We start from the raw sequence: 12,076 nt of genomic DNA on the forward strand, positions 1-12,076 counted from the left end.
GGCCACGGCCGCCTCGGCGTCGGCGACGGAGGCGTCCGGCGCGTAGCCGAGGACCTCTCCGGTCGCCGGGTTCAGCGACGGAAACGTCCGGTCGGCCTCGAGCAGCTGCCCGCCGATCAGCAGCCGGCGATCGGCGCGGGGTGAGTCCCCCCCGGCATCCCCGCCGTCCCCGCGATCACTCGAGATCGTGGCTGTTTCCTGCATCATCCTCCTCAGGGAGCGGCACCGTTGGTGTGACTGAAGTGGGCTCACGTGCCCAAATGTGATGGAAACTGCATTCTCATCTTCGGCGAATCATACATTCGCGAGGAGAGAACTCAAGAAAATGCGAGGAACCGTCGGGGCCTGCGCAGAACTGTGCGACAAAGCGCCGCCAAACGTCTCACCAGTGCGAACGCGAGGGGTGCCATGTCTTGCGATAAGGCAGTATGCGAGAGTACGGTTCTCATAATCGGAAGGATGATTCTTGATGCTTGAGGGCTGCGCGTGAAAACCGCTGTCGTAACCGGGGGCGCCTCCGGCATCGGCGCCGCGATCGCAGACCGGCTGCGCGCCGACGGCCTCCGGGTGGCGATCATCGATCTGAACCCCGGCGAGGAGAAGTTCTCCTACGCCGCCGACGTCACCGACCGCGCGGCCGTCGACGCCGCGCTCGGCGAGGTCCGCGCCGAGCTGGGCCCGATCACCGTGCTCGTCAACGCTGCGGGCCTGGATCGCTTCAAACGGTTCACCGACCTGTCGTTCGACGAGTGGCAGAAGGTCATCGACGTCAACCTCAACGGGACGTTCCACTGCATCCAGGCGGTGCTGCCCGACATGCTCGAGGCCGGCTGGGGCCGCATCGTGAACATCTCGTCTTCGAGCACGCATTCCGGCCAGCCGTTCATGTCGCCCTACGTGGCCGCCAAGTCCGCGGTCAACGGGCTGACCAAATCCCTGGCGCTCGAGTACGGCCCGCACGGCATCACCGTCAACGCGGTGCCGCCCGGATTCATCGACACCCCGATGCTGCGCAAGGCCGAAGAGCGCGGATTCCTCGGCGACACCCAGAAGCAGATCGAGGCCACTCCGGTGCGCCGCATCGGCCGACCCGAGGACATCGCCGCGGCCTGCGCGTTCTTCATCTCCGACGAGGCCAGCTACATCACCGGACAGATCCTGGGCGTCAACGGCGGCCGGAACACCTAGCGACAGCGAAAGGAAGCCACATACATGGGACGCGTTCAGGGGAAGGTCGCCTTCATCACCGGCGCCGCACGCGGGCAGGGCCGCAGCCACGCCGTACGGCTGGCCGAAGAGGGCGCCGACATCATCGCCGTCGACCTGTGCGAGGACTTCGAGACCATCGGCTATCCGATGGCAACCACGGCCGACCTCGAGGAGACCGCCGCATTCGTGGAGAAGACCGGCCGGCGGGTCGTCACCGCCAAGGCCGACGTCCGGGACGCCGCGCAGCTCAAGAAGGCCCTCGAGGACGGCATCAACCAACTGGGCGGCCTGGACATCGTGGTCGCGCAGGCCGGCATCGCCGGCATGAAGGGCAACCCGCCGATGCAGGCGTGGACGGACGTGATCAACACCAACCTGGTCGGCACCATCAACGCCATCCAGGTGGCGCTGCCCCACCTCAATGAGGGCGCGGCGATCGTGGCGACCGGCTCCACAGCGGCCATGATGGACGCGCACAACAAGCCGAACCCGGGCGCCGACCCCGGCGGGATGGCCTACATGACCTCCAAACGTCTGCTCTCGCAATATGTTCACGATCTGGCGACGAACCTGGCGGTGCGAGGCATCCGGGCCAACGTGGTGCATCCGACCAACTGCAACACCGACATGCTGCAGAGCCCGCCGATGTACCGGTCCTTCCGGCCCGATCTGGAGAATCCCACCCGGGCCGACGCCGAGCCGGTGTTCGGCGTGCAGCAGGCGATGAAGGTCAATTTCATCGAACCCGAAGACATCAGCAACGCGATCCTGTGGCTGGTGTCCGACGAGGCCAGGTATGTCACCGGCATGCAGATGCGTGTCGACGCCGGTGGCTATTTGAAGTGGTACGACTACCACGTCTAGGAAGGACAGTGGCGTGAAGGTTTTTGTTGACTCGGGACGGTGCCAGGGGCACACGCTGTGTTCGATGATCGCCCCGGACTCCTTCGAACTCAGCGACATCGACGGGACGGCCTCGCCGATCAACGAAGTCGTTCCGGCCGATCAGCAGGATGCGGTCCGCGAGGCCGCACACTCCTGCCCGGAACAGGCCATCTCGATCGAGGAATGACCGTCGCAGCCCTTGCGACAGCAACTGAAGATCACAGCCAACTGATCCGAAAAACACAGAAAGACAAGAGCCTTGAGTGTCGATGACGTCGTAGACGGCACCGCCGACGACAACCGCAGGCAGCCGACCTATCACTTCGACCGGCACACGCCCGAGTACCGGCTGCAGTTCGAAAAGATCACCGAAGAGATGCAGACCAAGTGCCCGATGGCGTGGACCGACACGTACAGCGGGCACTGGGTGGCCGCCGGCAGCAAGGAAGTATTCGAGCTGGCGCGCTGCCCGGTGGTGTCCAATCACCACGACATCTCCGGAGACACCCCCTACCAGGGCATCACGATCCCGAAGGCCAGTCGCGCCACTGTCGTGCGCGGCGGCATCCTCGAGATGGACGAGCCCGAGCACAGCATCTACCGCGGTGCGCTCAACCCCTATCTGTCCCCGGCGGCGATCAAGCGCTGGGAACCGTTCATCGATGAGATCACCCGTGCCGCACTCGATGAACACATCGATTCCGGCCGGATCGATTTCGTCGATCACCTGGCCAACGTGGTCCCCGCGGTGTTCACGCTGGCGATGATGGGCATCGAACTCAAGAAGTGGAACGTCTACAGCGAGCCCACCCACGCATCGGTGTACACCCCGGAGCATTCGCCCGAACGCGAGAAGATCAACGAGCAGCACCGCGAGATGGGCATCGACATCATCAACAACATGATGGAGATTCGCGAGAATCCCCGTCCTGGGCTGGTGAATGCGTTGCTGCAGTTGCGTATCGACGGTGAGCCCGCGCCGGACATGGAGATCCTGGGGAACCTCGGTCTCATCATCGGCGGCGGGTTCGACACCACCACGGCGCTGACCGCGCACGCCCTGGAGTGGCTCGGCGAGCACCCCGCCGACCGCGACCGGCTCAGCCGCGAACGCGACACCCTGCTGCACCCGGCCACCGAGGAGTTCCTGCGGTTCTTCACCCCGGCTCCCGGTGACGGCCGGACGTTCTCCGAGGACGTCGAGATCGACGGACACCAGTTCAAGCAGTACGAGCGGCTCTGGCTGTCCTGGGCGATGGCCAACCGCGACCCTTCGGTTTTCGAGGACCCCAACGAGATCATCATGGACCGGAAGGGCAACCGGCACTTCAGCTTCGGCATCGGCGTGCACCGGTGCGTGGGGTCCAATGTGGCGCGCACGGTGTTCAAGTCGATGCTCACCGCGGTCCTCGACCGGATGCCCGACTACGTGTGCGACCCGGAAGGCACCGTGCACTACGACACCATCGGGGTCATCCAGGGGATGCGGAATCTGCCCGCCACCTTCACCCCGAGCAAGCCGCTGGGCCCTGGCCTCGACGAAACACTGGACAAGCTGCAGCGCATCTGCAACGAGCAGGAGCTGGCCAGGCCGATCACCGAGCGCAAGGAACGCGCCGTCATCGATTAGGGCTGATGCTGCCCATGATTCGTAACGAAGTGGTTCGATAGGCATTCCATGGTATGAGCCGAAGCTTGGGAGGTGGGCGATGAAGCTCAAGATCACGTCTGCGTTCTCGGCGCTCTTCGTCATGGCGACTTTTCTGGCTCCACCTTCGTCGGCCGGCATGCAGCTCGGTAACTACGACCTGTGGACCAACCGGTATGATCGCGCGTCATGGTTCTGGTACGTCGCATTGTGCATCCCCGAAAAATCGCCGGACTGCGTCTACGTCTCGGGGGCCCCGCGGCTGGCCTACTACGCGCCTTACTCAAGCAAGGCGTGGTTGGTCGACGGCCGGTATAGCTTCACCGTCGACGTGCCCGACGGGCTGCGCTGCCCCGGCTACAACCTGCCGACCCATGAGACGTATTCCTGGGACGCGGTGACGCTGGTCGGCACCATCGACTCGAAGTACGACGTCGGGTGTTTCAACGGTCCACCCGGTACCCAATTCTGGACGTTCAAGCTCGTGCGGCTCTAAGGAGTCACAGCGACGCGTAGCGCTGGCGAATCCCGTTGAACCGCTCCCACATCTGGGCCACCCGCTGCTCCTCGGTGACCGACACGGTGTCTGCCGGAAGCTCGGCGGCCAGGTCGGCGTGCTTCACCAGCCGGGTGTGCAGTGCCGCGGGCTGCCCGGCGAGCATGTGCCGATAGGTGACATTGCCGCAGTCGAAGCCCTGGGTGTCCATCCAGTTGTGAAAGCCGGGATCCCGGTGGCCCAGGATGATGCGCACTCTGCCGTCGGAGTCCACCGTGGTGCGGCTGGGCGTGTAGCTGACCGGGCGGTACCGGAAGTCCATGCTGTCGAAGAACACTCCCATGTTGGTCAACATCCACAGACCGTCGTGCGCATCGAAGGAGATGATCAGCGCTTCGTCAGAGGCCAGCTTCCAGTGCATGTTCGTCGCCGCCCGTCCCCGTTTGGCGTCCGCATCGGTGGAACCGGCCGCCGGGAAACTGTTCGGCCGGGTGGCATCGACTCCCCCGTGGCTGAACGGATACTCCGGCCAGTCGTGCATCAACCCGGTGACGAAGTCGCCGGCCCACCCGATCGCATCGGCCAGTTGCCCCACGGTGGGCAGCGGCTGCGGTGAATCCATGTCCACCCGCTCGATGCGCAACCGTGCGGGCCGCTCATCCCAGGAGTCGAACCCCTGCCGGATGAACACCTTTCGCGACTCGGCTGTGGTGGGCAGCCAGTTCGGGCCGCGCCGGGACCCGCCGACATGGATCTCGAATGTCCCGTCCTCGGCCACCGCCAGCCGGTCGCCGGCCAGGTTGGCCTCGGGCACATCCCCGAAGGGTTCGTGCAGCACACCCGGTCCGTCCCGGCGTGCGCCCTGCACGGTGATGTTCAGGAAGCGCGCGCTGCCCCGCTCACCGGCGATGCGGTAGGTCGAGGAGCCGTCGATCCAGGCCTGCTGATAGGTGAAGTCGGCGCAGTCGCCGCCGAGCTTGCGGGTGGGTCCACAGAAGGCGTGCAGACTCGGATAACGGGTGTCCCTGGTCTCCAGTGCGAGGTCGAAGGCCTGGCCGAGGTTCTGCGTCAGGAACCGCAGTGCATCGACCCGGTGTGCGTCCGAGGTCGGGTTGAGGTCCTTGAACGCCTGTTCGCCGGCGGCTCTGAGGGCGTCGCAGAAGCCCGCCCACGCCTGGTACAGCTGCGCATCCGCGGACCCGTCACCCAGCGCCATCGTCAGTCCAGGTCCAACCGGGCCAGCATCGCCGACACCGTCTCGCAGGCCCGGACGGCGGCGGCCAACCGGCCCTCCCGCTCGATCCGTGGCCCGATCAGTTCGAGATCGATCCCGTGGCAGTACCCGCTGCCGAGCACCTGCCCGAGCAGCGCTTCGAGCGGAACCGCGCCGTCCCCGGGCACGGCGCGGGCGGGCAGCGCCCGGTCCCCCAGGACGTAGTCGCTGACTTGGAGCATCTCCATGCGCGGCATGGCGCGGTCCAGCAGCGCGGGTAGGTGTGCTTCGGTCCAGCAGTGGAACAGGTCCACGCAGATGCCCACGCCGGCCATGTCGGCCAACTCGATGGTGTCGCGCAGAGAGTGCGCGATGTGCAGGTCGGCGTACAGACCGGAGGCGTTCTCGATCGCGAGTGCGAGGCCGGCATGTTTCGCCTCGGCGATGCAGGGGGCCACGCCGTCGCAGAACCGCGCGGCGGCATTCTCCCAGGACGACTCGCCCCGGCCGCCGGTCAACATGTAGACGACCCGGGCATCCACACCGGCCGCGGCCTCGATCACCCGCCGCAGGCCGTCGGTCGAATCGAACAGGTGGTAGACGGACTCGACCGAATACCCCTCGCCGTCGATGACTTTCACCAGCTCCGGGTCACCGAGCTGGGCGTCGATCAGACTGAGCCGCGACACCCCGAGTTCCCGCCACGTCACACGCATCTCGTCGAGCGTCGCTCCGAGGAACGTCACGCTGTGCACCGACAGACGCGGGTCAGTCACGCGACTCGATCTCCACCCCGAAACGCTGCCGGAACGGCGCGAACTCCTCGTGCAGGGCGCCGAGGTCCTCGCCGATGTCGGTGAGCAGCGTCGTCGAGTACCGGAACTTGCCGTGCCGGTCACCTTTGTTGTTGCGCAGGTAATCCCGCATCGCCGACTCGGCCGCAGCACCGAGTTCCCGGCCGCAGAAGCGGTGGTAGCGGCGCACGGTACCGACCGGGTCGGCGACGAAATCGGTGTAGCGCACGTGCAGGATGCGCGGATCGTGCACCAGCGGTTCGGACATCGTGTTGGCGATGCCGGCGCGGGTCAGCTCGAGATGCATCTTGGCCGCCGCCCGCAGGTCCACCGGTCCGACGATGCCCTCCAGGATGTCGGCCATCATCATCGTGCGCGAGGCCGCGACCTGAACAGGGTCGCGGTGCAGCCACACCAGCCTCGCGTCGGGATATTCGGCGAACATCTCGGCCAGCCGAAAACCGTGGAATCCCTTCAGCACCCAGTACTTGTGGGGGCGGCCGTACTGGCACTGCTGCAACATCGCCTTGTGGACGCGGTACTGCGCGGCGGCATCGGTGGGCAGGCCGCCGACCACCGTCTGCATCGGCACCCGCCACCACGCCGTGGGTGTCAGCACCCGGAAGTCGAAGGCCCAGGTGCGCTCGTCCTCGGGCAGTCCGTCGCCCAGCATGTCGTTGTAGGGATGGCTGTGCAGCCATTTCGGCATCGTGGCGTTGATCTCGCGCCAGTCCGCGTCGGCCAGCGCGCGCCGCGGGTCATCGGGACCGGTGCTGCCCGGTGGCGGCGACGGGTACATGACCTCCCAGAACCGCAGCGCCCGCGCATCCGGGTCCACCGACATCAGCGCGTGCATCAGGGTGGTGCCCGAGCGGGGCTCACCGGTGACGAACATCGGCGCTTCGATCACTTCGTCGGGCACCGGATAGCGGCGACGATCGGCGAAGAACTCCAGGCGGCTGGTCAGCAGGCCGTGGCAGACGGCCTCCGCGCGGCGGCAACCGTCCTCGTCCATGCCGAGGCTGTTGAGATGGTCGACGACGAGGCCGAACCGCTGCGGCAGCGTCGGGTCCCCGTAGTCCGAGGACCCGGTCTCGGCCTCGGCGCGGGCGAGTATCTGCCCGGCACTCAACCGCACCGTCATCGAACGGCCCCGCACAGAGCCATCAGTTCGTCCTCGGCGGCCCGGACGTTCTCGGCCGAGGCGGCGGCGAAGTCGAGCCCCGCCATCGCGCCGTAGTCCAGGATCTTGGGCACCCGCAGCCCTGCCTCGACGTACTCGGAGACGATTCGCGCGACCTGTTCGGGCGTGCCGTGCGGGACCACCGCCAGAATCATCTCGGGTTCGACACGACCGAGGAACTCCAGGATCCGCTCCCGCGTCAGCACCGCCGGGTCGATGTCGTGGAAGCCGCGCCAGTCCGGCCCCATCGGATGCTCGAAACCGTGGCCGGCCAACAGCTCCGCCGAGACCTGCAGCAGGAAGGATTTCACCAGCGGCGCGTCGAGGATCTTCGCCAGGTCGGCGTCGTCGCGGCCCAGCACGCACACCTGGATGAAGCACGGCGTGATCGCCATCGGGTCGCGGCCGGCCCGCTCGGCCGAGGACCGCACCCGGAAGAGCTTGTCGGCATAGTCCTCCGGGGTCCACGCTCCCGCCGGCCACCACCCGTCGGCATAGCGACCGGCGATCTCCAGTGAGCGCGGGCCGCTGGCCCCGATCCAGATCGGTGGGAACCGGCCGTCATAGGGTTCGGTGTCCAATCGGGCGTGGGCGAGCCGATAGAACCGCCCGTCGAAGTCGACCGGTCCGTCACTTTCCCAGAGCAACCGGATGACCTGCAATGCCTCCTCGAAACGGCCGACCGGCCGGGTGAAGTCGAATCCGTAGGGTTCGATGTTCTCGCTCTCGCCGCTGCCCAGGCCGAGGATGAACCGGCCCCTGGACAGATGGTCGATCGTCAGAGCGCTCTGCGCCAACGAGGCCGGATGGCGCCGGACGGTGTCGACCACGCTGGTCGCAAGCGGCACGTTCTCGGTGAGCACCGCGGCTGCGGCGGCGACTGCCATACCGTCGAGGTGGCGGTGCGGGGACGGTGAGGCGAGCGCCAGGTCGGTGAACTCCGGAGTCCAGATCGAGTCCGGCCAGAAACTGACCATGTGGTCGGGCAGCCAGATCGAGTGGTAGCGACCGCTGTCGAGCCGCTCGAGCACCCCGAGGTCCAGCGGCAGCGTGGTCCGCAGGAACGCGGCCGGCTGCACCTTCACTGGCGTGTCCTCGCTACCCGCTCACCGCCGAGGTAGGCCGAGGACCTGCTGGGCGATGATGTTGCGCTGGATCTCCGAGGTACCGCCGGCAATGGTGCCCCCGAAGCTACGGGCGTAGCGTTCGAACCAGCTCGCGAAGTAATGGTCCAGATTCATGTGTTCGTAGGGCCCCGATGTCGACGGGTGCACCAGCCCCTCCGGACCGGCCGACTCCAGCGCCAGTCCCTCGACACGCTGCTCGGCCTCGGCGCCGAACAGCTTCGGGATCGACACCGACGCCACGTCGACCTCGCCACGGGCCGCCTTGGCGATGCCGACCGAGCCGAGCAGGCGCAACGCCTCATAGTCCATGATGCTGGTCGCCAGCGCGTCCCGCTGCAGGACGTCCTTCGGCTTGAAGTCGGCGATGCAGTTGGCGATCCGGTCCGCGAAGCCCAGCCACATCATGGTCCGCTCGTGCCCGAGGGAACCGTTGGCCACACCCCACCCGCCGTTGAGCGGGCCGACAAGGTTCTCGGCAGGCACCCGCACATCGGTGAAGAAAACCTCGTTGAAGTCGAGGTTCTCCATGCCGCACATATCGGCGAACGGCCGGCACACCACACCGTCAAGACCGGTGGGGATCAACAGCACGCTGATGCCCTTGTGTTTGGGCGCATCGGGGTCGGTGCGCACGAACGTCAACAGGAAGTCGGCGTCGTGGGCGCCGGAGGTCCACACCTTCTGACCGTTGACCACGAAGTAGGGCGCTCCGTCGCCGTCGGAAACAAACTGAGCTTTGGTGCGCAACGACGCCAGGTCGGATCCGGCGCTGGGTTCACTCATGCCCAGTGACGCGGTGCGTTCTCCGCGCAGCACCGGAACCGCCCACTGGTGCTTCTGCTCGTCGGTACCGAAGGTGAGCAGCGACGCGGCGATGATGTTGACGCCCTGCGGATTGAAGCTGTGATAGATCCGGCGCCGGCACAGTTCCTCGGCGTGCACGAAGGTCTGGAGCACGTTCGCGTTGCGGCCGCCGAACTCGGGCGGTTGGGCAGGCAGCAGCCAGCCGTTGTCGAACAGCAGCCGCTGCCAGTCCCGCGCCCATTGCGGCATGTGCGACACCGAGCGGGGCCGCTCGAGGGTCTGGGCCGCGGTGGGGGTGTGCTCGTCGAGGAAGGCGGAGAACTCGGCGCGGAACTCCTCGACGTCGGAATCAAAGGTCAGCTGCATTAAATTCCTCCGCAATCAATGCGCGGTGCTCGGCGGCACCGCCCAGCATCAACTCACCGGCCTTCGCGCGCTTGAGTGCGAACTGCAGGTCGTTCTCCCAGGTGAAGCCCATGGCGCCGAACAGTTGGACACCGTGCTTGAACACCAGCGTCTGGCACTCACCGGCCGAGGCCTTGGCCATCGCGGCGGCCAGCCGGCGGCGCGGGTCGTCGGCGGCGATGGTCAGCGCGGCGAAGTAGGACAGCGCCCGCGCCCGCTCGATCGCCACGTACATGTCGGTGGCCTTGTGCTGCACCGCCTGGAACGTGCCGATCAGCACGCCGAACTGCTGGCGGCTCTTGGCGTGTTCGAGCACCAGATCGAGGATGCGCTGGCAGGCCCCGACCATCGTGATCGCCATGCCCATCAGCGCGACGTGCTGGGCCCGCTCGGTGTCGGCCGGCAACCGGTCGGCGTCGGCCACGCGCGCACCGAGGAACGACACCTCGGCCACGTGCAGGACCGGATCGAACACCTCGACACGCCGGGCGGTGACCTGGTCGGCACCGACCAGGAAGACGCCGGCCGGGGTGACGACGGCGAATCGCTCGGCACGGTCCCCGTCGAGCACGAACCGGTCGGTGCCGGTGAGCACCCAACCCTGTTCGTCGCGGATGGCACTGACCCCCGAGTACACGGCGGTACCGGAGCTCATCGGGTCGAAGCGGTCCCCGACCAGCGGCGCGAACTGGGACAACGTGGCCAGAAACGGCGTCGGGTCGGTGGCCCGGCCCAACTCCTCGAGCACGATCGCCAGTTCGACGGCGTTCTCGGGGTCGGCCAGTTCGGTCCAGCCCGCTTCGAGGTAGCTGTTCCACAGCGGAGCCGGGTCGACACCGTTCTCGGCGATGTCGCGGATCAGCGAGGCCGGGCATTGCTTGGACACCGCGTCACGCACGGTCTCCTGCCACAGCCGCTGGTCAGCATCGAATTCCAACAGCATGCAGCGCCTCCGAGGCTCGACAACGGTATTCGGAGAATATCATTCTCTTTAGGTGTAGTAACCGTTCTCCCGCTACGGTCATCGGATTTCAGCCGGGCAATGCCACGTCTGGCCTCTGACCTGCACAGAAGTAAGCACTTTGCTTGGAGAACCTTGTTCTTGCCAATGAAGAACTACGATCTACACTGGGTCCATGTCCGGTATCGACGCCTGCTGCCGTAGCGCTGGCGCCGGTCAGCCCACCGGGCGATTCTGAGAGGACTCGCGTGATCGAGATCAACGACGGCACCCAGACGGTGAAGACTCCCGTCATCGATGCCAGCGTGCACATTTTCTTCGGCTCGAACAAGGACCTGCGGCAGAACTTCCTTCGTGAACCGTTCTCCAGCCGGGGCTTCCCCGACTACGAGATGGACTGGTACGGCGCACCCGGCGGCGAGTACGCCAAGGGCACCAAGGGGCCGAACAAGGAATACCCGGGCTCCGACGTCGACGTCGTCGCGCAGCATCTGTTCTCCGACCGGGGTGTCGACGTCGCCGTGCTGCACCCGATGACCCGAGGCATCATGCCCGACCGCCATCTGGGCACCGCGCTCGCCGCTGCCCATAACGAGATGATGGTGACCCGCTGGCTCGACCACTCCGAGTTCGGTGAGCGATTCCGGGGAACCATCCGGGTCGATCCAGACGACATTCCCGGGGCGATACGCGAGATCGCCAAGTACAAGGACCATCCGCGCGTCGTGCAGATCGGCATCCCGCTGCAGTCGCGCGAAGTCTACGGCAAGCCGCAGTTCTGGCCGCTGTGGGAGGCTGCGGTCGACGCCGGGCTACCGGTCGCGGCCCACATCGAGGTGGGCTCTGGAATCGCCTACGCCCCAACCCCTTCGGGCAACACACGAACATACGAGCAGTACGTGTCGTTCATGTCGCTGAACTACATCTACCACCTGATGAACATGATCGCCGAGGGCGTGTTCGAGCAGTTCGACGACTTGAAGTTCGTCTGGGCCGACGGCGCCGCCGACCTGCTGACCCCGTTCATCTGGCGGATGGACTGCTTCGGGCGCCCGCACCTCGAGCAGACCCCGTGGGCGCCCAAGATGCCCAGCGACTACCTTCCGGGTCACGTCTTCTTCGTCGACGGAGCGTTCGACGGCCCGGGCGATGCGGAGTTCGCCGGTGAGTGGCTGGGCTTCACGGGCAAGGACGACATGCTGATGTTCGGTTCCAGCTATCCGCACTGGAACCTCGCCGAGTTGGAGGTGCCGAGTTCCTACTCGGCCGAGCAGCGCGACAAGTACTGCTGGCGCAACGCCGCACAGCTCTACGGGATAGACATACCGGCCGGTCTGGTCGCACAGTAGAC

Annotated in this window: 12 protein-coding genes and 1 pseudogene; 6 read left to right on the forward strand and 7 right to left on the reverse strand. The window is 66.3% G+C overall.

Annotated features, from left to right (window positions below; translation table 11 throughout):
- A pseudogene (locus ACXAID_RS07580) lies at nucleotides 1-204 on the reverse strand (aldehyde dehydrogenase); the annotation flags it as partial.
- Between the two features lie 282 nt (nucleotides 205-486).
- On the opposite strand from ACXAID_RS07580, the gene ACXAID_RS07585 reads away from it, so the two are divergent.
- The 5 genes from ACXAID_RS07585 (at nucleotide 487) to ACXAID_RS07605 (ending at nucleotide 4,238) form a co-directional block, all read left to right on the forward strand.
- Nucleotides 487-1,188, forward strand: coding sequence for an SDR family NAD(P)-dependent oxidoreductase (locus tag ACXAID_RS07585; protein WP_475021585.1), 702 nt, complete (start codon nucleotides 487-489; stop codon nucleotides 1,186-1,188).
- A 24-nt stretch (nucleotides 1,189-1,212) separates the two neighbouring features.
- Nucleotides 1,213-2,073 (forward strand): mycofactocin-coupled SDR family oxidoreductase, encoded by an 861-nt coding sequence (locus tag ACXAID_RS07590; protein ID WP_475021586.1) that lies wholly within the window; start codon nucleotides 1,213-1,215, stop codon nucleotides 2,071-2,073.
- A 13-nt stretch (nucleotides 2,074-2,086) separates the two neighbouring features.
- Complete coding sequence (locus ACXAID_RS07595) at nucleotides 2,087-2,281, forward strand: ferredoxin (protein WP_475021587.1); 195 nt, start codon at nucleotides 2,087-2,089, stop codon at nucleotides 2,279-2,281.
- 72 nt (nucleotides 2,282-2,353) lie between these two features.
- On the forward strand, nucleotides 2,354-3,724 hold the full coding sequence (locus tag ACXAID_RS07600; RefSeq protein ID WP_475021588.1) for a cytochrome P450: 1,371 nt from the start codon (nucleotides 2,354-2,356) through the stop codon (nucleotides 3,722-3,724).
- A gap of 79 nt (nucleotides 3,725-3,803) precedes the next feature.
- Complete coding sequence (locus ACXAID_RS07605; RefSeq protein WP_475021589.1) at nucleotides 3,804-4,238, forward strand: hypothetical protein; 435 nt, start codon at nucleotides 3,804-3,806, stop codon at nucleotides 4,236-4,238.
- A 4-nt stretch (nucleotides 4,239-4,242) separates the two neighbouring features.
- Here the strand turns inward: ACXAID_RS07605 and ACXAID_RS07610 are convergent, their stop codons facing one another.
- Genes ACXAID_RS07610 through ACXAID_RS07635 form a run of 6 tightly spaced genes read right to left on the reverse strand, consistent with a single transcriptional unit; the run spans nucleotide 4,243 to nucleotide 10,707 of the window.
- Entirely contained in the window at nucleotides 4,243-5,454 is a 1,212-nt protein-coding gene (locus tag ACXAID_RS07610; protein WP_475021590.1) for a DUF1214 domain-containing protein, read from the reverse strand.
- Nucleotides 5,455-5,456: 2 nt separating this feature from the next.
- Nucleotides 5,457-6,167 (reverse strand): sugar phosphate isomerase/epimerase family protein, encoded by a 711-nt coding sequence (locus ACXAID_RS07615; RefSeq protein WP_475021635.1) that lies wholly within the window; start codon nucleotides 6,165-6,167, stop codon nucleotides 5,457-5,459.
- A gap of 52 nt (nucleotides 6,168-6,219) precedes the next feature.
- Nucleotides 6,220-7,389, reverse strand: coding sequence for a sulfotransferase family protein (locus ACXAID_RS07620; RefSeq protein WP_475021591.1), 1,170 nt, complete (start codon nucleotides 7,387-7,389; stop codon nucleotides 6,220-6,222).
- Nucleotides 7,386-8,513, reverse strand: coding sequence for an LLM class flavin-dependent oxidoreductase (locus ACXAID_RS07625; RefSeq protein WP_475021592.1), 1,128 nt, complete (start codon nucleotides 8,511-8,513; stop codon nucleotides 7,386-7,388). Before ACXAID_RS07625 ends, ACXAID_RS07620 begins: the two co-directional genes overlap by 4 nt.
- A gap of 21 nt (nucleotides 8,514-8,534) precedes the next feature.
- Nucleotides 8,535-9,725 (reverse strand): acyl-CoA dehydrogenase family protein, encoded by a 1,191-nt coding sequence (locus ACXAID_RS07630; protein ID WP_475021593.1) that lies wholly within the window; start codon nucleotides 9,723-9,725, stop codon nucleotides 8,535-8,537.
- Complete coding sequence (locus ACXAID_RS07635; protein WP_475021594.1) at nucleotides 9,709-10,707, reverse strand: acyl-CoA dehydrogenase family protein; 999 nt, start codon at nucleotides 10,705-10,707, stop codon at nucleotides 9,709-9,711. The genes ACXAID_RS07630 and ACXAID_RS07635 overlap by 17 nt, the downstream gene beginning before the upstream one ends.
- Before the next feature lie 266 nt (nucleotides 10,708-10,973).
- Between ACXAID_RS07635 and ACXAID_RS07640 the strand changes: the two genes are divergently transcribed.
- Entirely contained in the window at nucleotides 10,974-12,074 is a 1,101-nt protein-coding gene (locus tag ACXAID_RS07640; protein WP_475021595.1) for an amidohydrolase family protein, read from the forward strand.
- Nucleotides 12,075-12,076 lie beyond the last annotated feature (2 nt).

The organism is Mycobacterium sp. ABE4_509, assembly GCF_056160785.1.